This is a genomic window from Streptomyces bambusae, from assembly GCF_019400985.1.
Lineage (GTDB): Bacteria > Actinomycetota > Actinomycetes > Streptomycetales > Streptomycetaceae > Streptomyces > Streptomyces bambusae_A.
Genome location: NZ_WTFF01000090.1, coordinates 1 through 24311, shown reverse-complemented (window position 1 = coordinate 24311; position 24311 = coordinate 1). Strand labels below are relative to the sequence as shown.

The 24311-nt window shown below is 71.3% G+C and carries 24 protein-coding genes and 1 pseudogene; 15 read left to right on the top strand and 10 right to left on the bottom strand.

The features are described from left to right. The first annotated feature begins 107 nt into the window (after positions 1-107). Both GPJ59_RS14985 and GPJ59_RS14980 read left to right on the top strand, forming a co-directional pair. Complete coding sequence (locus GPJ59_RS14985) at positions 108-1208, top strand: hypothetical protein (protein ID WP_308120304.1); 1101 nt, start codon at positions 108-110, stop codon at positions 1206-1208. Between the two features lie 14 nt (positions 1209-1222). Further along, the gene (locus GPJ59_RS14980; protein WP_219667620.1) at positions 1223-2509 is read left to right on the top strand and encodes a hypothetical protein; all 1287 of its coding nucleotides are present in this window, start codon (positions 1223-1225) and stop codon (positions 2507-2509) included. Positions 2510-2688: 179 nt separating this feature from the next. Here the strand turns inward: GPJ59_RS14980 and GPJ59_RS14975 are convergent, their stop codons facing one another. After that, positions 2689-4209: a peptide MFS transporter gene (locus GPJ59_RS14975; protein WP_219667617.1), complete on the bottom strand. Its 1521-nt coding sequence runs from the start codon at positions 4207-4209 to the stop codon at positions 2689-2691. 396 nt (positions 4210-4605) lie between these two features. Here GPJ59_RS14975 and GPJ59_RS14970 point away from each other — a divergent pair, with 396 nt between their 5' ends. From GPJ59_RS14970 to GPJ59_RS14960, 3 genes are all read left to right on the top strand, one after another. Further along, positions 4606-5283, top strand: a complete 678-nt coding sequence (locus GPJ59_RS14970; RefSeq protein ID WP_219667616.1) for a response regulator transcription factor — start codon at positions 4606-4608, stop codon at positions 5281-5283. A gap of 12 nt (positions 5284-5295) precedes the next feature. After that, entirely contained in the window at positions 5296-6561 is a 1266-nt protein-coding gene (locus GPJ59_RS14965) for an ATP-binding protein (RefSeq protein ID WP_219667615.1), read from the top strand. Between the two features lie 285 nt (positions 6562-6846). Continuing rightward, complete coding sequence (locus tag GPJ59_RS14960; protein WP_219667614.1) at positions 6847-7635, top strand: hypothetical protein; 789 nt, start codon at positions 6847-6849, stop codon at positions 7633-7635. Positions 7636-7725: 90 nt separating this feature from the next. Here the strand turns inward: GPJ59_RS14960 and GPJ59_RS14955 are convergent, their stop codons facing one another. Continuing rightward, the gene (locus GPJ59_RS14955) at positions 7726-8304 is read right to left on the bottom strand and encodes a GtrA family protein (RefSeq protein ID WP_219667613.1); all 579 of its coding nucleotides are present in this window, start codon (positions 8302-8304) and stop codon (positions 7726-7728) included. 69 nt (positions 8305-8373) lie between these two features. Between GPJ59_RS14955 and GPJ59_RS14950 the strand changes: the two genes are divergently transcribed. The 4 genes from GPJ59_RS14950 (at position 8374) to GPJ59_RS14935 (ending at position 12615) form a co-directional block, all read left to right on the top strand. Beyond that, positions 8374-9609, top strand: a complete 1236-nt coding sequence (locus tag GPJ59_RS14950; protein ID WP_258024401.1) for a 5-(carboxyamino)imidazole ribonucleotide synthase — start codon at positions 8374-8376, stop codon at positions 9607-9609. After that, complete coding sequence (gene purE, locus GPJ59_RS14945; protein WP_219667611.1) at positions 9606-10124, top strand: 5-(carboxyamino)imidazole ribonucleotide mutase; 519 nt, start codon at positions 9606-9608, stop codon at positions 10122-10124. Before GPJ59_RS14950 ends, purE begins: the two co-directional genes overlap by 4 nt. Next, the gene (locus GPJ59_RS14940; RefSeq protein ID WP_219667610.1) at positions 10121-11425 is read left to right on the top strand and encodes a dipeptidase; all 1305 of its coding nucleotides are present in this window, start codon (positions 10121-10123) and stop codon (positions 11423-11425) included. Before purE ends, GPJ59_RS14940 begins: the two co-directional genes overlap by 4 nt. 161 nt (positions 11426-11586) lie before the next feature. Continuing rightward, positions 11587-12615 (top strand): membrane dipeptidase, encoded by a 1029-nt coding sequence (locus GPJ59_RS14935; RefSeq protein WP_219667609.1) that lies wholly within the window; start codon positions 11587-11589, stop codon positions 12613-12615. 24 nt (positions 12616-12639) lie between these two features. On the opposite strand, the gene GPJ59_RS14930 is transcribed toward GPJ59_RS14935, so the two are convergent. After that, positions 12640-12999: a VOC family protein gene (locus tag GPJ59_RS14930; protein ID WP_219667608.1), complete on the bottom strand. Its 360-nt coding sequence runs from the start codon at positions 12997-12999 to the stop codon at positions 12640-12642. Positions 13000-13096: 97 nt separating this feature from the next. Between GPJ59_RS14930 and GPJ59_RS14925 the strand changes: the two genes are divergently transcribed. The 3 genes from GPJ59_RS14925 (at position 13097) to GPJ59_RS14915 (ending at position 14924) form a co-directional block, all read left to right on the top strand. Next, on the top strand, positions 13097-13585 hold the full coding sequence (locus tag GPJ59_RS14925; RefSeq protein ID WP_219667607.1) for a CGNR zinc finger domain-containing protein: 489 nt from the start codon (positions 13097-13099) through the stop codon (positions 13583-13585). Between the two features lie 67 nt (positions 13586-13652). Then, on the top strand, positions 13653-14261 hold the full coding sequence (locus GPJ59_RS14920) for a GNAT family N-acetyltransferase (RefSeq protein WP_219667606.1): 609 nt from the start codon (positions 13653-13655) through the stop codon (positions 14259-14261). A gap of 312 nt (positions 14262-14573) precedes the next feature. Next, on the top strand, positions 14574-14924 hold the full coding sequence (locus GPJ59_RS14915; RefSeq protein WP_219667605.1) for a hypothetical protein: 351 nt from the start codon (positions 14574-14576) through the stop codon (positions 14922-14924). 54 nt (positions 14925-14978) lie between these two features. Here the strand turns inward: GPJ59_RS14915 and GPJ59_RS14910 are convergent, their stop codons facing one another. Beyond that, entirely contained in the window at positions 14979-16319 is a 1341-nt protein-coding gene (locus GPJ59_RS14910; protein WP_219667604.1) for a UDP-glucose dehydrogenase family protein, read from the bottom strand. Between the two features lie 214 nt (positions 16320-16533). Between GPJ59_RS14910 and GPJ59_RS14905 the strand changes: the two genes are divergently transcribed. Beyond that, positions 16534-17691, top strand: coding sequence for an acyl-CoA dehydrogenase family protein (locus tag GPJ59_RS14905; RefSeq protein ID WP_219667603.1), 1158 nt, complete (start codon positions 16534-16536; stop codon positions 17689-17691). A 136-nt stretch (positions 17692-17827) separates the two neighbouring features. On the opposite strand, the gene GPJ59_RS14900 is transcribed toward GPJ59_RS14905, so the two are convergent. The 5 genes from GPJ59_RS14900 to GPJ59_RS14885 form a co-directional block, all read right to left on the bottom strand. Further along, the gene (locus GPJ59_RS14900; RefSeq protein WP_374200852.1) at positions 17828-18850 is read right to left on the bottom strand and encodes a methyltransferase domain-containing protein; all 1023 of its coding nucleotides are present in this window, start codon (positions 18848-18850) and stop codon (positions 17828-17830) included. 149 nt (positions 18851-18999) lie between these two features. After that, positions 19000-19134 (bottom strand): hypothetical protein, encoded by a 135-nt coding sequence (locus GPJ59_RS37425; protein WP_258024400.1) that lies wholly within the window; start codon positions 19132-19134, stop codon positions 19000-19002. A gap of 91 nt (positions 19135-19225) precedes the next feature. Next, positions 19226-20056, bottom strand: a complete 831-nt coding sequence (locus GPJ59_RS14895; RefSeq protein WP_219667602.1) for a helix-turn-helix domain-containing protein — start codon at positions 20054-20056, stop codon at positions 19226-19228. Then, on the bottom strand, positions 20053-20574 hold the full coding sequence (locus tag GPJ59_RS14890) for a DUF6879 family protein (RefSeq protein WP_219667601.1): 522 nt from the start codon (positions 20572-20574) through the stop codon (positions 20053-20055). Before GPJ59_RS14890 ends, GPJ59_RS14895 begins: the two co-directional genes overlap by 4 nt. Beyond that, positions 20555-20764 carry a hypothetical protein gene (locus GPJ59_RS14885; RefSeq protein ID WP_219667600.1) on the bottom strand — a complete coding sequence of 70 codons (210 nt, stop codon included), beginning with the start codon at positions 20762-20764 and terminating at the stop codon, positions 20555-20557. Before GPJ59_RS14885 ends, GPJ59_RS14890 begins: the two co-directional genes overlap by 20 nt. A gap of 292 nt (positions 20765-21056) precedes the next feature. Between GPJ59_RS14885 and GPJ59_RS14880 the strand changes: the two genes are divergently transcribed. Beyond that, positions 21057-22139: a sugar phosphate nucleotidyltransferase gene (locus tag GPJ59_RS14880; RefSeq protein ID WP_219667599.1), complete on the top strand. Its 1083-nt coding sequence runs from the start codon at positions 21057-21059 to the stop codon at positions 22137-22139. Positions 22140-22278: 139 nt separating this feature from the next. Further along, positions 22279-23001 carry a polyprenol monophosphomannose synthase gene (locus tag GPJ59_RS14875; protein WP_219667618.1) on the top strand — a complete coding sequence of 241 codons (723 nt, stop codon included), beginning with the start codon at positions 22279-22281 and terminating at the stop codon, positions 22999-23001. A gap of 119 nt (positions 23002-23120) precedes the next feature. Here the strand turns inward: GPJ59_RS14875 and GPJ59_RS14870 are convergent. Continuing rightward, positions 23121-24191 (bottom strand): annotated as a pseudogene (locus tag GPJ59_RS14870) (LCP family protein); the annotation flags it as partial. Positions 24192-24311: the final 120 nt, after the last annotated feature.

Below are 24311 nucleotides of genomic sequence, written 5' to 3'. Positions count from 1 at the left end.
GCGGAGGGCAGCGCCGACGACCGCGCCGACGGCGGCGGCGAGCACGGGCCCGCCGCCGGGGGCGGGCCACCCGCACCGGACCACGAGCTGCTGACAGGAGCCGCCAAGTGATCGGCAAGGCCGGGAGGGCGCACGCCGCCCTGTTCACGCTCGCGCTGGTCGTGCTGGCCGCGCTGCTCGCGCTCACCCCGGCGAGCCCCGCCCTCGCCGACGCGGCGAACGCGGCCGACGCGGCGGACGCGGCGGACGAGGCGAAACCGACCGCGTCGCTGTCCCTCCAGGAGGCCGCCAAGGGCACCGCGCTGACCGTCACCGGGAACGGCTGGCGCGGCGGGACCCTGGTGATGGTGCTGCTGTGCGGGCAGAACATGATCGGCGGCACCAACAGCTGTGCCAACGCCGACGGGGTGGCCGTCTCCGTGGACGCCGGCGGGAGGTTCACCGCCCGGCTGCCGGTCACCGCGCCGCCCAAGCCGTGCCCCTGCGTGGTGAACGTGACCTCGGTCAACGGCGACCAGTCCACCGTCGCCGTCCCCCTGAGGATCACCGACCACGAGGTGGCGGACCTGCCGGCCGAGACCGGCACGGCCCGCCTCGCGCTGCTCACCGGGGTGCAGCTGAAGGGCGACGACGGGGTGCTGACCTGGTTCGGGGCCCCGCCCACCCGGAGGTTCACGGTGACCGTCGGCAACCTCGGCTCGGCGCCCGTCAAGGACCCGGTCTTCGAGCTCGGCACCGCCCACGGGGTCTTCGCGCCCGTCTGGGAGGAGGCCCGGTGGAAGGGCACGATCCCGCCCGGCCGGAAGGCCCGCGTGGAACTCGACGTGGCCCTGCCGGCGGGCGCGTACGGCGATTACACGATCTCCCTGAAGTACGGCGAGAAGGTGCTGGCCGCCCAGCCCTGGGGGGTGGGCCGCCCGTACGGCGTGCTGCTCTTCTGGTGCCTGCTGTGCGTCGTCGTGCCCGCCGCCGTCTTCCGGGCCGGCATGGCCGTCGTGGACAAGGTCCGCCCCCGGACTCCGTCCGGGGGGACCCCGACCCGCACAGCCGAGCCGGAGGACGCCGGTACCGAGCCGGGCTCCCGTACCGAGCCGGGCTCCGGCCCCGCCCCCGCACCTCGGAGCGACGCCGCGGCCGGACTGCCGTGGTTCACCCCGCAGACATCCGCACCGTCACATGACCGTCCGACGACGAAGGGACATTCGTGAGCACCCAACGGAGGATGAGCGCGGCCGGGGTCGCGCTGCTGCTCGGCGGGGCGGGGATCCTGCTGGCGGCGGCGCCGGCCGCGGCCGCCGAGGTCTCGTACAAGGTGGAGTGCATTCCGCCGGCCGGCGGTGGCGGGCCGGTCCAGGGCACCACCACCGTGTCGATCACGGCCCCGGCGACCGCCAAGGTCGGCGACGAGGTCGAGGTGGTGTGGAAGACCGTCAAGCCCGCCTCGAACAACACCGACCTGATGGACCTGCCCAAGGACACGGTCAAGCCCATCGGGTACGTGAAGCTGGGCGGGGCGATGGCCCAGGAGGTGAAGCTGGAGGGCGAGCGGAAGAACCCGCCCATCCCGAAGAAGGCCCCCATGGTCATGTCCGACATGAAGGGCAAGATCAAGCTGACCAAGGCCGGCGACGTCACGATCACGCCGGGCAAGTACGACGTGGACTTCAGCGGCTTCGTCACGAAGTGCTCGCCGAAGGAGCAGCCCGGCGTCGGCGCGACGATCAAGGTCGCGGACGGCGGCTCCGGCAGCGGCGGTTCCGGCTCGGGCGGATCGCAGAGCGGTGGATCACAGAGCGGCGGATCACAGAGCGGCGGTTCGACGTCCGGCGGCTCCGCCGGCGGGGGCGGAGGCGGGCAGACCGACTTCCCGGGCAAGCCCGTCGAGGTCAGCTTCGACTGCGGCGCGGTGGTCCCCGGCGGCATCAAGACCCCCGTGACGATCAACGCCAAGAAGAACGGCGGCAGCTTCGACCTGACCGTCAAGACCGCCAAGGGCGCCATGGCCAGCCCGATGGCCCTGCCGGCGGGCGCGCTGAAGCCGTCCATGAACATCAAGCTCGGCGGCGCCGACAGCGGCACGGTCAAGGTGTCCGGCCCCGCCAACGCCGAGCCGATCCCGCAGGGGGCGCCGGTCAGCCTGAACGACATGACCGGCACCTACAAGCCCGGCAAGTCCGGCAAGGTCACGCTGAGCCCGGACCAGCTGACGATCGACGTCACGATGGCCCCGGGCAGCACGCCGATCAACGTGCCCTGCAAGGCGAACAGCAGCGGGGTCTCCCTGGAGCTGGACACCGCCGCCCAGCCGGGCGGCTCGGGCTCCCAGAGCGACGGCGGTACGACCGGCAGCGCCGGCACGACCGGCGGCGGCCTGGCCGACACCGGCGCCGAGGACGCGGGCGGCCTGAAGGCGCTGGCCCTGGTCGCCGGCACGGTGATCCTGCTCGGCGGCGCGGTCTTCACGTTCACCCCGTGGCGCCGCCTGCGCGGTACGACCGGCCGGCCGTAGCGGCCCGGTCCACCGGCGGTAGCGGCCGTATCGGCCGAGCCCGACCCGCCGCCCCGTACAGGCCCCGGACGCCGGCGCCGAACGGCCACGGACGCCGAACGGCCCGGCACACCTCGCGGTGTGCCGGGCCGTTCACCCGGCGGGGCGGCAGCCCCGCCCGGGACGTGTCAGTGCACGTCTCAGTGCACGTCGCCCATCAGCGCGTTGACCTTCTTGCGGTACATGAAGATCGCAAGACCGGCGAGCGCCGCGGCGGCCGCCTGGAAGAGGATCACGCCGACGCCGTCCAGCTTCACCTCGGCCAGACCCAGCAGACCGGTGATGCAGTCACCGGCGGTGACGGCCAGGAACCACACGCCCATCATCTGGGAGGCGTACTTCTGCGGCGCCATCTTCGTGGTGACCGACAGGCCGACCGGGGACAGGCACAGCTCGGCGATGGTGTGCATCAGGAAGATCAGCACCAGCCACCACATGGTGACCTTGGTGTCGTTGCCGGCGGTCTGGTTCAGCGGCACGGCGAAGACGAAGAACGAGGCGCCGATGATGGCCAGGGCCACCGAGAACTTCACGATGGTGCTGGGCTCGCGGTTGCGGCGGGCCAGGGCGACCCACGCGGCGGCGAAGACCGGGGCCAGGGCCACCACGAAGAGCGGGTTCAGCGACTGGAAGATGGTGGTCGGGACTTCCCAGCCGAACAGGTTGCGCTCGGAGCTCTCGTCACCGAAGAGCGACAGGGTCGAACCGCCCTGGTCGTAGATCATCCAGAACACGGCGGCGGCCACGAAGAACCAGATGTAGGCGCTCATCCGGGTCTGCTCGACGGTAGACAGGTCCTTGTCCCGCTTGATGCGGACGAGGACGGCGACCGGGATGATCAGACCGGCGATGGTGATCGGGTACAGCGCCCACTTGATGGTGAACATGTCCGCCGCGACCACGGCGCCGTAGAAGACGGCGACGACGGCCAGGACGGCGAGGGCCTTGGTGATCACGGCCTTGCGCTCGGCCGGGGTCAGCGGGTTCGGGACGAGGCTGCTCTTCGGGCTCAGCGTGCGGCCGGCCAGCAGGAAGATGACCAGGCCGATGCCCATGCCGACGGCGGCGAGCGCGAAGCCGATGTGCCAGTTGACGGTCTCGCCGATGGTGCCGATCACGAGCGGCGCGGCGAAGGCGCCGACGTTGATGCCGATGTAGAAGAGCGTGAAGCCACTGTCACGGCGCGGGTCGTCCGCACCCTTGTACAGGTGGCCGACCATCGTGGAGATGTTGGCCTTCAGCAGGCCGGAGCCGATCGCGACCAGCAGCAGGCCGACGAAGAACGCCGCCTGGCCGGGCAGGGCGAGCGACACGTGGCCCGCCATGATCACGAAGCTGGCGATGGCGACGGTCTTGCGGGCGCCCCAGACGCGGTCGCCGAACCAGCCGCCGGGCATGGCCATCAGGTAGACCATGGCCACGTACACGGAGTAGATCGCCGTGGCCGTCGCGGCGGTGAAGCCGAGCCCGCCGCCCTGGCTGCCGGTCGCGGCGTCCACGCCGCCGGAGACCAAGTAGAGGACGAGAAGCGCACGCATGCCGTAGTAGGAGAAGCGCTCCCACATCTCGGTCATGAACAGCGTGGCCAGGCCGATGGGGTGGCCGAGGACGGTTCTCTCGTGAGCTGCGCTCGGCGAGGCCTGCGTCAGGCTGGAAGCCATGTCGATCCTTGATTGCTCGGGACGCTGCGCTTCGTGAGCGGGACAGCGCCCGGTGAGGGGGCCCACGCCGGAGGGACGGATCTGCCGCCCTCCGGGGTTCACACCCCGACACGCCTCCTCGCGCTACGGGGCCCGGCCCACAGGTCATTCACGCCTATACACATCAATTCGAAGATCTTCCTGCTTTTACGCATAAAGAACCCCGAAATACTGCATCAGACGTCTCGCCACCATACGACACGTCAGTAGGGCATTCGGAATCTTTGAGAGATGGATCACAGGTAATGCTGCAACCGTTTAGCAATTTCAAAGGTGACCATGGCTCCATAAGGGCAGATCGGAAGGGGTGTGCGAGGTCAGTCCGCGCACCGACCGCCGCGGACTACCATCACCCACATGACGCGTGTACTGCTCGCCGAGGACGACGCATCCATCTCGGAACCCCTGGCCCGCGCCCTGCGCCGGGAGGGGTACGAGGTCGAGGTCCGCGAGGACGGACCCACCGCGCTGGACGCCGGCCTGCAGGGCGGCGTCGATCTCGTGGTGCTCGACCTGGGTCTGCCGGGCATGGACGGGCTGGAGGTCGCCCGCCGGCTGCGCGCCGAGGGCCACGGCTTCCCGATCCTGGTCCTGACCGCCCGCGCCGACGAGGTGGACACCGTCGTCGGTCTCGACGCGGGCGCCGACGACTACGTCACCAAGCCGTTCCGGCTGGCCGAGCTGCTGGCCCGGGTCCGGGCCCTGCTCCGGCGCGGCGCCGCCGAGCAGGGCCAGGCGCCCGCCACCCACGGCGTACGCATCGACGTGGAGTCGCACCGCGCCTGGATGGGGGAGGAGGAGCTCCAGCTCACGGCGAAGGAGTTCGACCTCCTGCGGGTCCTGGTCCGCGACGCCGGCCGGGTGGTCACCCGCGACCAGCTGATGCGCGAGGTCTGGGACACCACCTGGTGGTCCTCCACCAAGACCCTCGACATGCACATCTCCTGGCTGCGCAAGAAGCTGGGCGACGACGCGGCCAACCCGCGCTACATCGCCACCGTCCGCGGCGTCGGCTTCCGCTTCGAGAAGAGCTGAGCCCGTCCCGCCATGCGCCGCCGCCTGATCAACTCCACCCTCGCGGTGGTGCTCGTCGTCATCGCCGTCTTCGGCGTCTCCCTGGTGATCGTGGAGACCCGGACGATCACCAGCAGCGCGCACGAGCAGGTCGAGTCCGAGGCCCAGGGCCTGGCGGGCATCGTGGACTCGTACATCGTCGAGCGCCGGCCGGTCGACGCCCACGCGCTCTCCGACCAGCTCGACCCCGGCCGCTTCGCCCGGATCGAGGTGCCCGGACAGCAGCCCGTCGAGCTGGGGGAGCCCATCGGCGGCGCGGTGGTGCGCGGCACGGCCCGCAGCGAGCACGGCCGGACCGTCACCGTGGAGGAGTCCCGCTCCACGGTCACCGACGAGGTCGGCCGGACCCTGGTGGTGGTCGGCGCGGTCGCGCTGCTGGCCGTCGTCGCGGCCGTGCTGCTCGCCGTACGCCAGGCCAACCGGCTCGCCTCCCCGCTCACCGACCTCGCCGAGACCGCCGAGCGGCTCGGCTCGGGCGACCCGCGGCCGCGCCACAAGCGGTACGGGGTCCCCGAGCTGGACCGGGTCGCGGACGTGCTGGACTCCAGCGCGGAGCGGATCGGGCGGATGCTGACGGCCGAGCGGCGGCTGGCCGCGGACGCCTCGCACCAGCTGCGGACGCCGCTGACGGCGCTGTCGATGCGGCTGGAGGAGATCACGGTCGCCGACGACCTGGAGACCGTGCGGGAGGAGGCGACGATCGCCCTGACCCAGGTGGAGCGGCTCACGGACGTGGTGCAGCGGCTGCTGACGAACTCCCGGGACCCGCGGACCGGCTCGGCGGTCACCTTCGACGTGGACGAGGTCGTCAAGCAGCAGGTGGAGGAGTGGCGGCCGGCCTACCGCAGCGCCGGGCGGCCGATCGTCCGCTCGGGCAAGCACGGCATACGGGCGGTGGGCACCCCGGGCGCGGTCGCGCAGGTGCTGGCCACGCTGGTGGAGAACGCCCTCATGCACGGGGGCGGCACGGTCGCCCTGCGCACCCGGGTGACCGGCAACCAGGCGGTCATCGAGGTCACCGACGAGGGGCCGGGCGTCCCGGCGGACCTCGGCAACCGGATCTTCGAGCGGGCGATCAGCGGCCGCAATTCCACCGGCATCGGACTGGCGGTGGCCCGCGACCTCGCGGAGGCTGACGGCGGACGGCTGGAGCTGCTCCAGGGCCGGCCGCCGGTGTTCGCGCTGTTCCTCAGCCGGACGGCGCCCGAACCGCAGGACCACCCGGAGACGGTCCGCTAGGGCCGCATCCGGCTACGGGCCGAAGAGGCGGCCCAGACGCCGGTCTGGATGTATTGCCCTGTGAGGTTGGGGACGCGACGTGGCCCAGCCGAGGGTTAGCCCGTGCCGGTGGTCGGCTGGGCTGCCGGACCGGTGGTCGTCGCATGTCGTTGTATGGGCCGTACCGGTGGTCGTCGCCGTGCGTTCGTGGGAGCGGTGCGGGGTCCGGGTTGGCCCTTGCGCCCCGCTCGGGCACGGATCCGTCCGTCGGCCGGACGGTCCGGCGGACGGACAGGAGACTTCCCCATGCCCAGACTGCGAACGGCCCGGGCCGGGTGGCGCCGGTTGGTACCGGCCGTGACGGTGGCGGTCACGACAGCCGCGGCCGGCCTGGCCGCGGCGTCCCCGGCCTCGGCCGCCTTCATCTTCGTGAACTGCCCGACCCAGAACCTCCAGACCGCGATCAACAACGCGGCTCCCGGTGACATCCTGCTGATCCGGGGTACCTGCGTGGGCACCTTCACGATCGGCAAGAGCCTCACCCTCACCGGCTCCTCCGGTGCGACGCTGAACGGCAACGACGCGGGCCGGACACTGACGGTCAACGGTCCGACGACGGTCCGGGTCACGATCTCCGGGCTGACCCTGACCGGCGGCGAAGCCGACAACGGCGGCGGTCTGTTCAACAACGGCGCCACGGTCACGCTGAACTCCAGCACCGTGCTCCTCAACCACGCCACCGAGGCGGGCGGCGGCATCGCCAGCCTTGGCACCACCACGGTGAACAACTCCACGGTGCGCAACAACTCCAGCCAGGACGGCGGCGGCATCGTCAACGGACCCGGGCTGCTCACCGTGTACCGCAGCACGGTACGCAACAACGCGGCGAACCACTTCGGCGGCGGCATGGCCGTAGCCGGGCAGGCGCGGGTGGTCAGCTCGACGATCACGGCGAACATCGCGGTGGGCCCGGGCCTGGCGGGCGGCGGGATCTACAACTTCAGCAACCTGACGCTCCTCGGCAACTCCATCACCGGCAACACCCCGAACAACTGCTCCTCGACGACGCCCCTCGCGGGCTGTGACCTCGTCTGAAATGCCGCTGCCGGGGCGCTGCCGGGCCGGGGGCGGGGCGGCATCCGGCCCGGCAGCGGTTCAGGCGCCGGCGGGCGGACTGGCCGTGGCCTAGACGGCGGGGACGCGGGGTGCGCGCTGCTCGCGGCTCTCCGGCTGCGGGGCGGCGGCGGGCGCGGGGTCCTCGGAGACCTCGGAGACCTCGGAGGTGGCGCCGACCACGGCCGGCTCCATGGTGTGGCCGGACTCGGGCAGGGCGCGGAAGACCCAGGTGCGGTACGACCAGAAGCGGAAGAGGGTCGCGACGCCGATGCCAAACAGCTTGAAGATGTTGCTCTGCAGCGGGCTGTCGAAGCCGAAGCCGTAGGTGGCGGCGTACAGGATGCCGGTCTCGATGACCATGCCGATCAGGCTGAACAGCAGGAAGAGGGTCATCTCACGCTTGCGGCCGCTCTTGTCGCGGTCGCGGTAGGTGAAGTAGCGGAACCCTATGTAGTTGCAGACGATCGCCACGGTGATGGCTATGACGTTCGCCCGCCCCACCTGGAGGTCGGTGGTGGTCCGGATCAGGTTGAAGACGCCCAGGTTGACCAGGACACCGAGCCCGCCCACCGCACCGAACTTGGCGACTTCCCGGACCACGCCCCGGAGGCGCTCGGTCAGCGTCGCTCCTGCTTTCGGCTCACTCATGTGATGGTTCAGTCCCTGTCAGTCGACGGCTGCGGCCAGACCATGTTAAGTGTCCGCCCCTTGGTGCACATGTGCCCTCCGACACTGTCGAGCACGTGTGCGAGTGACCGTGGGCCGGCACGGGCCTGGTCCGGATGGCCGAATACCGGCGGATACCCTGGTGGAGTGACGTTCCCGGTAGTCGGCATGGTCGGCGGCGGTCAGCTCGCCCGCATGACCCACGAGGCGGGTATCCCCCTCGGCATCAGATTCAAGATCCTCAGTGACACCCCCCAGGACTCGGCGGCCCAGGTCGTGAGCGATGTCGTCATCGGCGACTACCGCGACCTGGACACGCTGCGCGCCTTCGCGCGCGGATGCGACGTGATCACCTTCGATCACGAGCATGTGCCCACCGAGCACCTGCGGGCCCTGGAAGCGGACGGCATCCCCGTCCGCCCGGGGCCCGACGCATTGGTGCACGCCCAGGACAAGGGGGTGATGCGCGCCAAGCTCGACGCGATCGGCGCCCCCACCCCCCGCCACCGGATCGTGCGCGATCCGGCGGACGTGGCGGCCTTCGCGGCGGAGGGCGACGGCTTCCCCGTCATCCTCAAGACCGTGCGCGGCGGCTACGACGGCAAGGGCGTGTGGTTCGTGCACAGCGAGGAGGACGCGGAGGCCCCGTTCAGGGCGGGGGTCCCGGTCCTGGCGGAGGAGAAGGTCGAGTTCGTCCGCGAGCTCGCGGCGAACATCGTCCGCTCCCCGCACGGCCAGGCCGTGGCCTACCCCGTGGTCGAGTCCATCCAGGTGGACGGCGTGTGCGACACGGTGATCGCGCCCGCCCCGAACCTCTCCGAGGAGCTCGCCGGCGAGGCGCAGGCGCTGGCCCTGCGGATAGCCCAGGAGCTCGGCGTGACCGGCCACCTGGCGGTCGAGCTGTTCGAGACCGCGGACGGCCGCATCCTCGTCAACGAGCTGGCCATGCGCCCGCACAACTCGGGCCACTGGACCCAGGACGGCGCGATCACCTCCCAGTTCGCCAACCACGTCCGCGCGGTGCTCGACCTCCCGCTGGGCGACCCGCGCCCGCGCGCCCGCTGGACGGTCATGGCGAACGTGCTCGGCGGGGACTACCCCGACATGTACGCGGCGTACCTGCACTGCATGGCCCGGGACCCGCAGCTCAAGATCCATATGTACGGCAAGGACGTGAAACACGGTCGCAAGGTCGGCCACGTCAACACCTACGGCGACGACCTGGACGATGTGCTGGAGCGCGCACGTCACGCAGCCGCCTACCTCAGAGGAACGATCACGGAATGAGCACCGCGACCCCGAGCAACCCCGTCATCGGCATCGTCATGGGCTCGGACTCGGACTGGCCGGTCATGGAGGCCGCCGCCCAGGCCCTGGACGAGTTCGAGATCCCCTACGAGGTCGACGTCGTCTCCGCCCACCGGATGCCGCGCGAGATGATCGCGTACGGCGAGCAGGCCGCCGAGCGCGGTCTGAAGGCGATCATCGCCGGCGCGGGGGGCGCGGCCCACCTGCCCGGCATGCTGGCCTCGGTCACCCCGCTGCCCGTCATCGGCGTCCCGGTCCCGCTGAAGTACCTGGACGGCATGGACTCGCTGCTCTCGATCGTCCAGATGCCGGCCGGCGTTCCCGTCGCCACCGTCTCGGTCGGCGGGGCGCGCAACGCGGGGCTGCTTGCCGCGCGGATCCTCGCCACGCAGGACGCGGACCTGATGGCCCGGATGGTGGAGTTCCAGCAGGAGCTCAACGACCAGGCCACCGAGAAGGGCAAGCGGCTGCGTACCAAGGTGGCGGCCGGATGACGCACGGCCCGGCCGAGGGCGGCGTACCCGGGCAGGCGGCGGTCCCGGAGCAGCCGTCTGCGCACGCGGCGCGGACGGCCGCGCAGGAGCAGACGGCCGCCCGGGAGCGGACGGCCGCGCACCTGGCGCAGGCCCGCCGGCTGCTGGCCGAGCACCCCGTCGTGGACGGCCACAACGACCTGCCGTGGGCGCTGCGCAAGCAGGTCCGCTACGACCTCGACCGGCGCGACATCGCCACCGACCAGTCGGCCGTCCTGCACACCGACATCCCGCGGCTGCGGGCCGGCGGGGTCGGGGCGCAGTTCTGGTCGGTGTACGTCACGGCCGAGCTCGCCGGCGACGCGGCGGTCAGCGCCACGCTGGAACAGGTCGACGCCGTCAACCAGCTGATCGACCGCTACCCCGGCGACCTGGTCCGGGCCCTGACGGCCGACGACATGGAGGCGGCCCGCGCATCGGGCCGCATCGCCTCCCTGATGGGCGCCGAGGGCGGCCACTCCATCAACAACTCGCTGGCCACCCTGCGCGCCCTGCACCAGCTGGGCGTGCGGTACCTGACGCTCACCCACAACGACAACGTGGACTGGGCGGACTCGGCGACGGACGAGCCGCGGCACGGCGGGCTCACGGACTTCGGCCGCGAGGTCGTCCGCGAGATGAACCGCATCGGCATGCTGGTCGACCTCTCGCACGTGGCGGCGACGACGATGCGCGACGCGCTGGAGACCAGCACCGCCCCGGTGATCTTCAGCCACTCCTCGGCGCGGGCCGTCTGCGACCACCCGCGCAACGTCCCGGACGACGTCCTGGCGCAGCTGCCCGCCAACGGCGGCATCGCGATGGCGACGTTCGTGCCGAAGTTCGTCCTGCCGGCGGCCGTGGAGTGGACGGCCGCGGCCGACCGGAACCTGCGCGCGCACGGTTTCCATCCGCTGGACACCGGCCCGGAGGCGATGGCCCTGCACCGCGCCTTCGAGGCGGACCGGCCGCGGCCGGTCGCCACGGCGGCGACGGTGGCCGACCACCTGGACCACATGCGCGAGGTCGCGGGTGTGGACCACATCGGCATCGGCGGCGACTTCGACGGCACGGCCTTCACCCCGGCCGGGCTGGACGACGTCTCGGGCTACCCGAACCTGCTCGCCGAGCTGCTGGCGCGCGGCTGGTCGAACGCGGACCTGGCGAAGCTGACGTGGTCGAACGCGGTACGGGTGCTGCGGGACGCCGAGGCGGTGGCGCGGGACCTGTCGGCGACGCGGGGCCCGTCGAACGCGGTCATGCCGGAGCCGGCTGCTCCGTAGCGGCGGCCCTCTCCGGCCCCGAAGCGGCGGGGTGCGGCGTTCCGGGTGGGGCGTTCCGGGTGGGCAACCACCCGAACGCCACACCCGCCGCGAACCCGCCCGCCCCTCGTGTCACGGTGGCACCAGATTGCCCTGCTGCCGCCGAACCCCGGAGCGCATCCATGGCCGACCTGCAGGAAGAACCCGAGGCGGGCCCCTCCGTGGGCGCCCCCGAGACCGTCCCCGGCCCCGTGCTGGCAGGCGCCCTGGAGCGGGCCGCAGCACTGCTGGCCGAGCATCCCGTCGCGGACGGGTGCAACACCCTCGTCTGGACGCTGCGCCAGAAGCCGTACCACGACACCGACACCGACATCCCGCGGCTGCTGCGCTCGGGCGCGGTGGGCGCGCAGTTCTGGTCGCTGCTGACACCGGTGACCGGCGACCGGGTGGTCGCCGACACCCTGGAGCAGATCGACGTCGCGCACGAACTGCTCGGCCGCTACCCCGACGAGCTCCTCGTCGCGCTGACCGCGGGCGACCTGGCGGACGCCCGCAACCGCGGGCGGATCGCGTCGTTCCTGGGCCCTGTGCCCGGCAGCACCCTGACCGACTCCCTGGGCACCCTGCGCGCCTTCCACACCCTGGGGGTGCGCAGCCTGGCGCCGGCCGGGGCGGCCTGGGCGCAGGAGGGGCTGACGCCCTTCGGGCACGAGGTGGTCCGGGAGATGAACCGCCTGGCGATGGTGGTCGACCTGACGGCCTGTCCGCCGGACGCCGCCATCGAGATCACCGAGTCCTCCCGGGCGCCGGTGATGATCTCCCACACGGCCGCGGCCGCCCTCACCCGGCACCCGCTCAACGTGCCGGACGAGGTCCTGCTGGCCGTCCGCGCGGCGGGCGGCGTCTGCATGGTCACCTTCTCCGCCGAGCAGACCGGGGACTCCCTGCACGCCGTGGCCGACCACCTCGACCACATCCGCTCGGTCGCGGGCCCGGAGAGCGTGGGCCTCGGCGCCTGCTTCGGCGCCGACCCGCCGCACGGCCACCCGGCCGGCCTGGGCGACCCCTCGGGCTACCCCCGGCTGATCGCCGAACTGCTCGACCGCGGCTGGCCGGAGCCCGATCTCGCCCTGCTGACGTGGGACAACGCGGCGCGGGTGCTGCGGGACGTGGAGTTCACCTCCCGGGCGGCCCACCACCGCAAGCCGTGAGCGGCCGCGGTAGGCCCACAGCCCTCAACTGGCGCACAGGCAGAACGGGTGCCCCGCCGGATCGGCGTAGACCCGCCAGTTGCGGGAGTGGTCGTCCGTGTCCAGGGCCTTCGCGCCCAGGGCCAGGACCTGCTCCTCCGCGACGTCGAGGTCGTCCACCGTCAGGTCGAGGTGGAACTGCTGCGAGGCCGTGGGGGAGGGCCAGGCCGGCGGGGTGTGGCCCGGGGCCTCCTGGAAGGCGAGCCGGGTGCCCTGGCCGGCGAGCTCGACCCAGCCCTCCTCCGCGGGGTCGGGCTCGCCGCCCAGCAGGGCGGCGTAGAACGAGGCGAGGGCGAGCGGGTCGGGACAGTCGAGCACGACGGTGCCGAGCTTGGCGATGGCCATGACGGAACTCCTCACGCGTTACCGGTAGGCGCCTCCTACCGGTAACGCCGACCCTACGCGTTACCGCATGGCGAAGCCAAGAGGTAACGTCGTCGGTATGAGTGAACGTGCGCCGGCCCCCGGCGGGCTCGCGCTGGTGGAGGACCTCGTCAACACGCTCAGCGTGGACACGGGCGAGGACCGCCTCGCGGCCCGCTTCGGCCTGTCCGGGCCGGCCCTCGCGCAGGCCGCCGAGCTGCGCGAGGCGCTGCGCGGCGCGCTGCTGGCCCACGCCGGCCACACCATGCCGGCCGCCTCCCGGGACACCCTGAACCGGCTGCTGGCCACCGTCCCGCTGACCCTCGCGGTGGCCGCCGACGGCAGCGCCGCCCTCACCCCGCCGCCCGGGGACGCACTGCTCCCGCGGATCGCGTCGGCCGTGGCCGAGGCGGTGGCCGCCGGCACCTGGACCCGCCTGAAGGCGTGCGAGGCCGAGGACTGCCACTGGGCGTACTACGACCGCAGCCCGGCGGGCCGCGGCCGCTGGTGCACGATGTCGGTCTGCGGCAGCCGCGCCAAGATGCGCACGTACCGCGCCCGCGGCTGACATCCCTTTACGCTGAAATCCCCTTACGAGTACCCCCTTTGACCCCTCTTCAGTACCCGGGCGCAGAATGGCCCGTATGTCGATGACGAACACCCCGAAAACGGCAACGGTCGACGACGCGTCAGCGATAGGCCACACCCTGGCCCGCGCGTTCGACGACGACCCGATGATGCGCTGGTTCTTCCCCGACCCCGCCACCCGCGAGGACGGGCTGGTCCGGTACTTCTCCACGATCTTCACCCGGCAGTACGTCCGCTTCGGCGTCTGCGAGCGGACGGCGGCGGCGAGCTCCATGTGGGTGCCGCCGGGCGCCCAGGACAAGGCCGTTCCCGACGCGGAGCTCGTCGCCGAGCTCGCCGGCATCCTCGGCGACACCGCCGACCTGTTCCGCCAGGCCGCCGAGGCCGCCGCCGGGCAGGGGGCCAAGGAGCCGCACTGGTACCTGGCCGTGGTCGGCGCCGACCCGGCCGCCCAGGGGCAGGGCCACGGCGCCGCCCTGCTGCGCTCGGGCCTGGCCAAGGCCGACGCGGACGGCCTGCCGGTCTACCTGGAGTCCTCCAAGCCCGACAACCTGCCCTTCTACGAGCACTTCGGCTTCACGGTGCTCGGCGAGGCCCAACTCCCCGGCGGCGGCCCCACCCTGTGGCCGATGCGCCGCGAGCCCGCCCCGCGCTGACACCCGGCTCGGCCCGACCCCACCCCGCCCCGCCCCGCCCGAGGCGGTCCGATCGACACCTCGGGCCGGGCGGGGGACGATGGAGGGGGCGGACACCCACGGCCCGGCCCCGCGACAACGGCTGCGGCCCGGCCCCGCGGCAACGGCTGCGGCCCGGCCTCGCGGCAACGGCTGCGGCCCGCCACGGCGTCGCTCGGGCGCGCTCCGCCCGTTTCCCCCGCCCGCGGCGGTCCGCCGGGTGTGGTGCGCACCGGCCGCCGGGCTCCGCTCGTCCACTTGTTCACTCGTCCACGCTCCCGCCCGGGAGGAAGCATGCTGAACCGACGTGTACGACCGCTGCTGCTGGCCCCCGTCCTGGCCGGCGCCCTCGTCGCGGCCCCGGCCGCCCTCCACGCCGCCACCGCGGCCGCCGCTCCCGCGGCCACCTGCTCCGTCTCCGCCGTCCTGCCCAACGGGAAGGTGCACCTGTCGGGCGGCGGGTTCACCCCGGGACCCGCGTTCCTGTCGTCACCGACGGCCGCGGGCGGCCAGTTCACCATCCCCGCCAACGGCGGCTTCAACATGCCGAACGTCGAACCGGCCCAGTACACGGTGTCGCAGGGCAACGAGCACACCCAGTGCAGCGGCTACAGCGGTATGGACGGTACGGGCGGCATGGGCTGACCGTTCCGCCGGCCCTCGGGCCGGCAGGGACCACGTCTTCGGCCTGGCAGGGGACTACGCCTTCGGGCGGCCCATCGCGCGGTACGTCCAGCCCGCCGCGCGCCACAGGTCCGCGTCCAGGACGTTGCGGCCGTCCAGGACCAGGCGGTCCGCGACCGCCTTGCCCAGGGCCGCCGGGTCCAGGTCGCGGAACTCGCGCCACTCCGTGAGGTGCAGCACGACGTCCGCGCCCTCGACCGCCGCCATCGCCGACTCGGCGTAGGCCAGGGTCGGGAAGACGCGGCGGGCGTTGTCCATGCCCTTGGGGTCGTACACGGTGACCTGGCCGCCCTGGAGGTGGATCTGCCCGGCGACGTTGAGCGCGGGGGAGTCCCGTACGTCGTCCGAGTCGGGCTTGAAGGTGGCGCCGAGCACCGCGACCCGCTTGCCGAGGAACGAGCCGCCGACCGCCTCACGGGCCAGCTCGACCATGTGGCCGCGCCGCCGCATGTTGATCGAGTCGACCTCGCGCAGGAAGGTCAGCGCCTGGTCGGCGCCCAGCTCGCCGGCCCGGGCCATGAAGGCCCGGATGTCCTTGGGCAGGCAGCCGCCGCCGAAGCCGATGCCGGCCCGCAGGAACTTCGAGCCGATGCGCTCGTCGTGGCCGATCGCCTCCGCCAGCTTCACCACGTCGCCGCCGGCGGCCTCGCAGACCTCCGCCATGGCGTTGATGAACGAGATCTTGGTGGCCAGGAAGGAGTTCGCCGCCGTCTTGACCAGCTCGGACGTCGGGAAGTCGGTGACCACGAAGGGGCTGCCCTCGGCGATCGGGGTCGCGTAGACCTCGCGCAGCAGCTTCTCGGCGTTCCCGCCGCGCACGCCCACCACGATCCGGTCGGGGCGCAGGGTGTCCTGGACGGCGAAGCCCTCGCGCAGGAACTCGGGGTTCCAGGCGAGCTCCACGTCCGCCCCGGCCGGGGCCAGCTCCACGAGCCGGGCGGCCAGCCGGTCCGCCGAGCCGACCGGGACCGTGGACTTGCCGACGACCAGGGCTGGGCGGGTCAGGTGCGGGGCGAGGGAGTCGAACGCGGAGTCGACGTGGCTCATGTCGCACGCGTACTCGCCGTGCTTCTGCGGGGTGTTCACGCACACGAAGTGGACGTCGCCGAAGGCGGCGACCTCCTCCCACGAGGTGGTGAAGCGCAGCCGCCCCGTCGAGCCCGGCAGGCCCGCGACGTGCGCGGCGAGCAGCTCCTCCAGGCCCGGCTCGTACATCGGGACCCGGCCGGCGGCCAGCATCTCGATCTTCTCCGGGACGATGTCCAGCCCGAGCACCTCGAAGCCCAGCTCTGCCATCGCCGCGGCGTGCGTGGCGCCGAGGTAGCCGGTGCCGATCACGGTGATCTTGAGGGCCATGAATGCTCCAAAGGTGCGGCGTGGCGGCCGGACAGGATGTATGCGGCCACCGAGCATAGTCGCGCGCACGAGAGGGGAGGTTCCGGTTGCCGGGGCTCTGTCATGCAGCTCACGTGCGGCGGGCATGTCGCAGCGGCGCGCCCGGAGACTAGGATTCGAGTTACTTAACGGTAGTTAGCATCACGCACTGCGTCACACTGGGGAGTGAGAGACCTTGGCGGGTTCTGCCGACTTCGACCTGTTCCGCCCGGCGGAGGAGCACGACATGCTCCGCGAGTCCGTCCGCGCCCTTGCCGAGGCCAAGATCGCCCCGTTCGCCGCCGCGGTGGACGAGGAGGCCCGCTTCCCGCAGGAGGCGCTGGACGCGCTCGTCGCCAACGACCTGCACGCCGTCCACGTGCCGGAGACGTACGGCGGCGCCGGCGCGGACGCGCTCGCCACCGTGATCGTCATCGAAGAGGTGGCCCGCGTGTGCGCGTCCTCCTCGCTGATCCCGGCGGTCAACAAGCTCGGCTCGCTCCCGGTCATCCTGTCCGGCTCCGAGGAGCTCAAGAAGAAGTACCTGGGCCCGCTCGCCAAGGGCGACGGCATGTTCTCGTACTGCCTCTCCGAGCCCGACGCGGGTTCGGACGCCGCCGGCATGAAGACCCGCGCGGTCCGCGACGGCGACTTCTGGGTGCTCAACGGCGTCAAGCGCTGGATCACCAACGCCGGCGTCTCCGAGTACTACACGGTCATGGCCGTGACCGACCCGACGGCACGCTCCAAGGGCATCTCGGCCTTCGTCGTCGAGAAGTCGGACGAAGGCGTGTCCTTCGGCGCCCCGGAGAAGAAGCTCGGCATCAAGGGCTCCCCGACCCGCGAGGTCTACCTCGACAACGTACGGATCCCCGCCGACCGCATGATCGGCGCCGAGGGCACCGGCTTCGCCACCGCCATGAAGACCCTGGACCACACCCGCATCACCATCGCGGCCCAGGCCCTCGGCATCGCGCAGGGCGCCCTGGACTACGCCAAGGGCTACGTCCAGGAGCGCAAGCAGTTCGGCAAGCCGATCGCCGACTTCCAGGGCATCCAGTTCATGCTCGCGGACATGGCCATGAAGATCTCCGCCGCCCGCGCCCTGACCTACCAGGCCGCCGCCGCCTCGGAGCGCGGCGACGCCGACCTGACCTACCTCGGCGCCGCGGCCAAGTGCTTCGCCTCGGACATCGCCATGGAGGTCACCACCGACGCCGTCCAGCTCCTCGGCGGCTACGGCTACACCCGCGACTACCCGGTCGAGCGCATGATGCGCGACGCGAAGATCACGCAGATTTATGAAGGAACGAACCAGGTCCAGCGCATCGTGATGGCCCGCAACCTGCCGTAGCGGGGTTTTCGCCCGTCAGCGGGTGCTGACCTGCACGAACGACAAGGCCCCCGGTGTGTGCCGGGGGCCTTTCGTACGGGCTGGACCGGGCGGCTTCGGGCCGCTCGGCGGGGTCGTCCGCGCCAGGGGTCAGCGGTCAGCGGCGGACCGGGACGACGTCGTCCGGGGAGTCGACCCAGACCTGTTCCCCGTTGTCGTCCACGGTCAGCCCGAACCGCTCGAAGCCGGGGCGGTCCCGCTGCGCCCACCAGCGGTGGGCGGCTGCCAACTCGCCCCACAGCGTGCGCGGACCGGACTGGACCACACGGAACGCGGTACGGCCGTCCTCGTAGTCGGCCGTCGCCCACGACGTGACGCCCGTGTCCATGAGCCACAGCCGGTACGACCCGCCGTCGCCCCGTTCGACCCGACAGAACAGGTCGGGCACCTGAACACCGATGGCGAACATGTGGATCCAGTCGCCCACGTCGTCCGGGGACAGCTCCGTCTGCGACCTCACCCCGGCACCCGGCCACTTCCTGCCGCCGAGATACGCGCTGGTCGGGGGCAGGCTCTTGCGCTGGGCGCGCATCCTCATGAACGCGGACGACCCGATGAACGGGCCCGTCGCCGAGCCGTCCTCGGCGACCGTGAGCCGCGCCACCGCCTCCCCGCCGTACGTCGGCCCCCACGGGGTGACGATGACGCCGCCGGGCTTCGTCTGTGCCCGCCACGCCGGGGGCACGCTGCCGGTGGAACAGGTAGCGATCACCCGGTCGTACGGGGCCCGCCGACGGTAGCCCTGCGCCCCGTCTCCGACGTGCACCAGCGGGCGGTATCCGGCGAGATTCAGGCGCGTGCGCGCATCCTCGGCGCTGGACGCGTCGACCTCGACCGTGACGACGTTCTCCGCGCCGACACGGTGCGACAGCAAACCCGCGTTCCACCCGGTGCCGGTTCCGATCTCCAACACGGTCTGCCCGTCCTCGACGCCGAGGGCATCGAGCATCGAGAAGACCATGGTGGGCATGGAGCTGGACGACGTGGGGGACAAGCCCCTGCCCGGTCCGGAGTACGCGCCGTCGTCCCATTGGGTCGTGATCGGCGCGTCCTGGTGGACGGCCTCCCACCACGCCTCGGGCTCCTCGCTGCGCAGTATGCGGTCACTCTGCCGGTTCATGCCTGCGCGGCCGGGCCAGATGGCATCGGGCATGAACGCGTGACGCGGTACCGCCTCGAACGTGGGGAGCCAATCGCTTGTGAGGGCTCCCTTGTCCATGAGCAGGGAGGCGAGCCCGGCCGGGCCCGCCTCCGTCGCAGTGCGCTCGGTCACTTGCCGTCCGCCGGGCTCTGACCGTCGTTCGTGTTGCCGCCCTCGTCGGAGCCACCGCCGCCGTGCTTGTTACCGCTGTCGCTGTCGTCCTGCGGGTTGCCGTCCACCTTGGTCTGCCACCACATGCGCATGCCGTTACCTCCGTTGTCTACGGTTCTCGGTAACCCGCCCGGCCAGAGCGGGAATCGACAGCCCAATCGTGGCCGGGTGCGGCGCGTGGTTCTAGCCGGTTTCCTGTTCACTCAAGAAGTCGTCGCGGATGCCTGCGACGAGGCCCCACATGCTGTCACCGGACAGAGCGACCCTGTCGAAGGCCTCGAACTTGTCTTCGTACAGCTCGATATCGCGCACTTCGCTGGTGGTGATTTCAGCGTGAGGGATCTCGATGACGGCAAGCCGTCTGTCGAAGAGAACGAACGACGATGTGGGCAGCCCCGGCATGGGCGCACTCAATGGAACGACGCCAATCTCGATGTTCGGCATCCGCGACATCGTGATGAGCTTGTCCAGCTGCGTGGCCATCATGGGTGGCGGGATCAGCCGCCACCTGAGCACTGATTCGGTAATCAGAAACCGGAAGTTCCGGGCGCCGCTGTAGAGGATTTCCTGGCGACGCAGGCGCGCGCCGATCATCTTCTCCAGAGCGTCGTCGGTCAGTTCCGAACCCTGCTGCACTCCCCGGACGTACTCGGGGGTCTGGAGGAGGCCGGGAATGCAGGAAGGCTGGAACACCCTGAGCAGGGTTGTCTGGGCCTCGACGGCCTGGATCTCTTCCTGGTGCTTGTGCAGGCCGGTTCGCCGGTGGATGCGCCACGCCGTGGCCTCTGTAGCTACCCTGCGGGCTGCCTCGGCCAGCTCCGCCCTTACCTCGGCGGAGACTTCCAGGGCCTCCAGGATGCGCTCGACATCGAGGACGGAGGGAGGCAGAGCCCCATTCTCGATCTTGCTCAGTTTGCTCGGGGACATGACTGCGCTGCGGGCAACTGCTTTTGCCTGCTTTCCGCTGGCTACTCGCAGTTCCCGCAGCGCTTTGCCCAGGTCGGTTCTGTTCACACTTCCCCGTACCGCTCCCACCAGTCGGCAAACGGTACGGCGCGACTCAGGGCCAGGTCGCGGCGGGCCATCCAATCCGCAGGGTCGGAATGGGGTTCGGCCCCCAGGAACTTTCCGCCCTCTCCGTAGCTCATCGAGACCACGGAGGATTCATCGAACATCCAGAAGTCCGGAACCCCTTCCAGCGGGTTCGGTTGATCCGTGGTGTCCAGGATGAAGAATTCTTCTCCGGCCTTCGCGTTCTTGCGGTAGCCCCAGCCGAGTTCGAACCGGAGGTAGTCCGTCATGGGGCGTGACAGGACGTGGACGCGGTACATGCGCTTTCCGGCCTCAATATTGCCGCGTACCTCGTCAGCCCACTCCTGATTGTAGTTGTCCGGCTGGGGCTCGCCGGCCAGGAATGCGCGGATCATCTCCGGGTCGGATGATCCGCTGTAGTCGTCCAGAGTCTCCAGCCGGAAAGCCTCCCGGCGAAAGCTGGAGAAGAGATTCTCGAATTCAGAGGGCGAGATGCTCACGGGCGTACCTCTCGATGATCTCGGCGGGGATGCGGACCACGGACTCGCCCGCAGGGATCTCGATGCCGACCACGGACCCCGCGTCCCCCACGTCGTAGCCCTGTACCAGGAGGTCTCCGGTTTCCTCGACGCGGTACAAGGTGGCGCACGTCCCCTTCTCGCACTCCCCGACCAGCCGCGTTACTGCCATGCCGTCCCCCTGCTGTGAGGTCTTCGGTCGCGTCCCGTTCGATGCTCCCGACCCCGCGCCCACGGGGTCAAGGGATCACAGTTGAGAGAACAGGAAACTGGTGAGCCGGGGGTTCTCAAGTGGGCGCGGCCGGCCGATCGTCATGGCCCGCAACCCCCCGTGACGCACCGTAGCCAACACTTCTGCAACGCCCTGCCCGCAGGCGGCCGCGAGCAGCCGTCTCCGGCCTTTGCACGTCTCCGGGTGGGCTAAATTTGTGTCTTCGTACGCCCGGATCTGATGGGGAGAAGAAATGACGGAAGCGATCCTGCTGGTCGGTGGGCAGGGGACGCGACTGCGCCCCGTCACGGTGAACACCCCCAAGCCCATGGTTCCCGCGGCCGGTGTTCCCTTCCTCGCCCACCAGATAGCCAGGGCCGCTGCCGCCGGCGTCACGCACATCGTGATGGCCACCTGCTACCTCGCCGAGGTCTTCGAGCCCTACTTCGGCGACGGCTCCGACTTCGGCGTCCACCTCGAGTACGTCGTCGAGGACGAGCCGCTCGGCACCGGCGGTGCCATCCGCAACGCCGCCCAGCGCCTGACCGGCGGCCCGGACGAGCCCGTCCTGGTGTTCAACGGCGACATCCTCACCGGCCTCGACATCGCCGGCCTGGTCGAGTCGCACCGCGCCGCCGACGCCGACGTCTCCCTGCACCTGGTCCGCGTCGAGGACCCGCGCGCCTTCGGCCTGGTCCCCACCGACTCCGAGAACCGCGTCCTGGCCTTCACCGAGAAGCCGCAGACGCCCGAGGAGATCGTCACCGACCAGATCAACGCCGGCTGCTACGTCTTCCGCCGCTCCGTCATCGACGCGATCCCCGAGGGCCGTCCGGTCTCCGTCGAGCGCGAGACCTTCCCCGGCCTGCTCGCCTCCGGCGCCAAGCTGTACGGCAAGACCGAGGACACCTACTGGCTGGACCTCGGCAAGCCCGAGTCCTTCGTGCAGGCCTCCGCCGACCTCGTCCGCGGCGTCGTCGCCTCGCCGGCCGTCCCCGGCCCGCGCGGCGAGGCCCTGGTGCTCCCGGGTGCCGAGGTGGCCGACGGGGCGAAGCTGTCGGGCGGTACCGTGGTGGGTGCCGGCGCACGGATCGAGTCCGGGGCCGTCGTCCGCGGCTCCATCGTGCTCGACGGCGCGACCCTGGGCGCGGACACCGACGTGACCGCCAGCCTGATCGGCGCGCGGGCCGTCGTGGGCCCGCGCACGGTGCTGGACGGCGCCGTCATCGGGGACGGCGCGCTGGTTGGAGCTGACAACGAACTTCGCACGGGGGTGCGGGTGTGGTGCGAGGCAGAGCTGCCTCCCGCCGCCCTCCGCTTCTCCTCGGACCGGTGATCCCGGGTCGGGACCGGGCGTACGACCGACTTCAGTGAGGCATAACCCTGTGATAGGCGAGCACAACTCCCGTCGCGCGAGCGACATCGCGACCACCACCCTCCCCGAGGCCTGGGCGCACACCCCGCTGACCGTGGTCATGCCCACGTACAACGAAGCGGGCAACGTACCGGTCATGGCCGAGCTGCTGATGGGCCTGGACCTGCCGGGTCTGCACCTGCTCATCGTCGACGACTCCTCCCCGGACGGCACCGGCAAGATCGCCGAGGAGCTGGCGGAGAAGTACACCGGCGAGAACGGCGCCCCGCGGATGTCGGTCATGCACCGCACGTCCAAGGACGGCCTAGGCCGCGCGTACGCCGCCGGCATGGGCAAGGCCGTCGAGGACGGCGCCAAGTACGTCCTGCAGATGGACGCCGACGGCTCCCACCCGGCCGGCAAGATCGCCGAGATGCTGGGCGTCGCCATGTCCACCGGCGCCGGCCTCGTCGTCGGCAGCCGCTACGTCCCCGGCGGCACCCTGTCCGACGCCTGGGGCGCGCACCGCAAGCTGCTCTCCCGCTGGGCCAACGCGTACGCGAGCACCATCCTGGGCACCCGCGTCCGCGACATCACCGGCGGCTTCAACCTGTGGAGCGCGGACGCGCTGCGCGCGATCGACCTCGCGTCGGTCGGCAGCGCGGGCTACAGCTTCCAGGTCGAGATGAAGTACGCGGCCCTGCGCCGCGACTTCCAGGTGATGGAGGTGCCGATCCACTTCGAGGACCGCACCGTCGGCGAGTCGAAGATGAACCTGGCCGTGCAGCTGGAGTCCATCGCCATGCCGTGGAAGCTGCGCGCCCGCGCCCGCGGCCGCCGCTGACCTGCCGCACCACGCGCACCACGCGCACCACGCGTACGACGAAGGCCCGCCGGGAGCACCAGCACCCGGCGGGCCTTCGCCCGTATCGCCCGCGTCACCGCCCGGTACGGGGTACGGGCTCAGCGGTTGCCCGTGACCGTCACCTTCTCGTCGTTCTGGATCTGCTTGACCAGCTGCTGCACCTTGGCCTTGTCCCAGACCAGGTTGCCGCCGCGCTCGCCGGAGATCGGCATGTTCATGGACGTACCGCCGCCCCCGCTGATGCCCTTCATCGCGAAGAACATGTCGGCCAGGTCGAACAGCCCCATGTCCTCGTCCACGACGAGGGTGTCCAGGCCCGCGCCGAGCGTCGGGTAGAGCTTGAAGGGGTTCAGGATCGTGCCGGGCGTCGCCGCCTGGCTCGCCAGCGCCGACAGGAACTTCTGCTGGTTCTTCGTGCGCGCCAGGTCCGACTCGGCGAAGGCGTAGCGGGTGCGGACGAAGGCCAGGGCCTGCTCGCCGTTGAGGGTCTGCTTGCCGGCCTGGAAGTCGGCGCCCGACTTCTCGTCCTTGAAGCCCTTCTCGATGTCCATCTCCACGCCGCCGAGCGCGTCCACGATGTTCGCGAAGCCGGCGAAGCCGATCTCGGCGTAGTGGTCGATGCGCAGGCCGGTGTTGTGCTCGACGGTCCGCACCAGCAGCTCCGGACCGTCCTCCGCGTACGCCGCGTTGAGCTTGACCCGGCGGCCCTGGGCGGGGAACTTCTTGCCCGACTGGGAGCCGACGAAGGACGGGATCTCCACGTCCGAGTCGCGCGGCAGCGAGATCATGGTGTTCCCGCTGGAGCAGGCCGCCAGGATCATCATGGAGTCGGTCCGCTTGCCGTCGGCCGAGCCGGTGTGCAGCTTCTTCTTCTCCTCGTCGGACATGCCCTCGCGGCTGTCCGAGCCGACGATCAGGTACGTGGTGCAGTCGTCGTCCTTGGGCCGGTCGATGACCTTGGACAGGTCCACCTCGCGGCGCACCTTGGAGTCGGCCCACACGTACGTGCCGATGCTGGTCACGAGCAGGACCGACACCAGCGCGATCGACCCGACCTTGATCCGCTTGCGCCAGTCCGGGGCCGCGCCGGGCTGCCGTCCGGGACCGCCGCCCTGCCCCGGCCGCCCGGGGCCGCCGGGCGACTGCGGGGGCACCCCGGCGCCGCCGCCCGGGCGGGGCGCCGCCGCCCGGCGGCGTGGGGGGCCCGTGCGGTTGGCCCGTTTTTTTTACACAACTCCGCGCCCCCCCCCCGAGACCCCGGCTGGTACTGGATTACGTCTTCTGCTTTG

Bases quoted from the DNA above. Each gene is read 5' to 3' on its own strand.
- GPJ59_RS14910 (WP_219667604.1), bottom strand. From the start codon at position 16,319: ATGGCCCTCAAGATCACCGTGATCGGCACCGGCTACCTCGGCGCCACG.
- GPJ59_RS14930 (WP_219667608.1), bottom strand. From the start codon at position 12,999: ATGGCCATCGCCAAGCTCGGCACCGTCGTGCTCGACTGTCCCGACCCG.
- GPJ59_RS14925 (WP_219667607.1), top strand. From the start codon at position 13,097: ATGAGTGAACGTGCGCCGGCCCCCGGCGGGCTCGCGCTGGTGGAGGAC.
- GPJ59_RS37425 (WP_258024400.1), bottom strand. From the start codon at position 19,134: ATGCGCATGTGGTGGCAGACCAAGGTGGACGGCAACCCGCAGGACGAC.
- GPJ59_RS14880 (WP_219667599.1), top strand. From the start codon at position 21,057: ATGACGGAAGCGATCCTGCTGGTCGGTGGGCAGGGGACGCGACTGCGC.
- GPJ59_RS14960 (WP_219667614.1), top strand. From the start codon at position 6,847: ATGCCCAGACTGCGAACGGCCCGGGCCGGGTGGCGCCGGTTGGTACCG.
- GPJ59_RS14955 (WP_219667613.1), bottom strand. From the start codon at position 8,304: ATGAGTGAGCCGAAAGCAGGAGCGACGCTGACCGAGCGCCTCCGGGGC.
- GPJ59_RS14940 (WP_219667610.1), top strand. From the start codon at position 10,121: ATGACGCACGGCCCGGCCGAGGGCGGCGTACCCGGGCAGGCGGCGGTC.
- GPJ59_RS14950 (WP_258024401.1), top strand. From the start codon at position 8,374: ATGTGCCCTCCGACACTGTCGAGCACGTGTGCGAGTGACCGTGGGCCG.
- GPJ59_RS14885 (WP_219667600.1), bottom strand. From the start codon at position 20,764: ATGGCAGTAACGCGGCTGGTCGGGGAGTGCGAGAAGGGGACGTGCGCC.
- GPJ59_RS14965 (WP_219667615.1), top strand. From the start codon at position 5,296: ATGCGCCGCCGCCTGATCAACTCCACCCTCGCGGTGGTGCTCGTCGTC.
- GPJ59_RS14900 (WP_374200852.1), bottom strand. From the start codon at position 18,850: ATGAACCGGCAGAGTGACCGCATACTGCGCAGCGAGGAGCCCGAGGCG.
- GPJ59_RS14875 (WP_219667618.1), top strand. From the start codon at position 22,279: ATGCCCACGTACAACGAAGCGGGCAACGTACCGGTCATGGCCGAGCTG.
- GPJ59_RS14975 (WP_219667617.1), bottom strand. From the start codon at position 4,209: ATGGCTTCCAGCCTGACGCAGGCCTCGCCGAGCGCAGCTCACGAGAGA.
- GPJ59_RS14980 (WP_219667620.1), top strand. From the start codon at position 1,223: ATGAGCGCGGCCGGGGTCGCGCTGCTGCTCGGCGGGGCGGGGATCCTG.
- purE (WP_219667611.1), top strand. From the start codon at position 9,606: ATGAGCACCGCGACCCCGAGCAACCCCGTCATCGGCATCGTCATGGGC.
- GPJ59_RS14970 (WP_219667616.1), top strand. From the start codon at position 4,606: ATGACGCGTGTACTGCTCGCCGAGGACGACGCATCCATCTCGGAACCC.
- GPJ59_RS14915 (WP_219667605.1), top strand. From the start codon at position 14,574: ATGCTGAACCGACGTGTACGACCGCTGCTGCTGGCCCCCGTCCTGGCC.
- GPJ59_RS14920 (WP_219667606.1), top strand. From the start codon at position 13,653: ATGGCCCGTATGTCGATGACGAACACCCCGAAAACGGCAACGGTCGAC.
- GPJ59_RS14935 (WP_219667609.1), top strand. From the start codon at position 11,587: ATGGCCGACCTGCAGGAAGAACCCGAGGCGGGCCCCTCCGTGGGCGCC.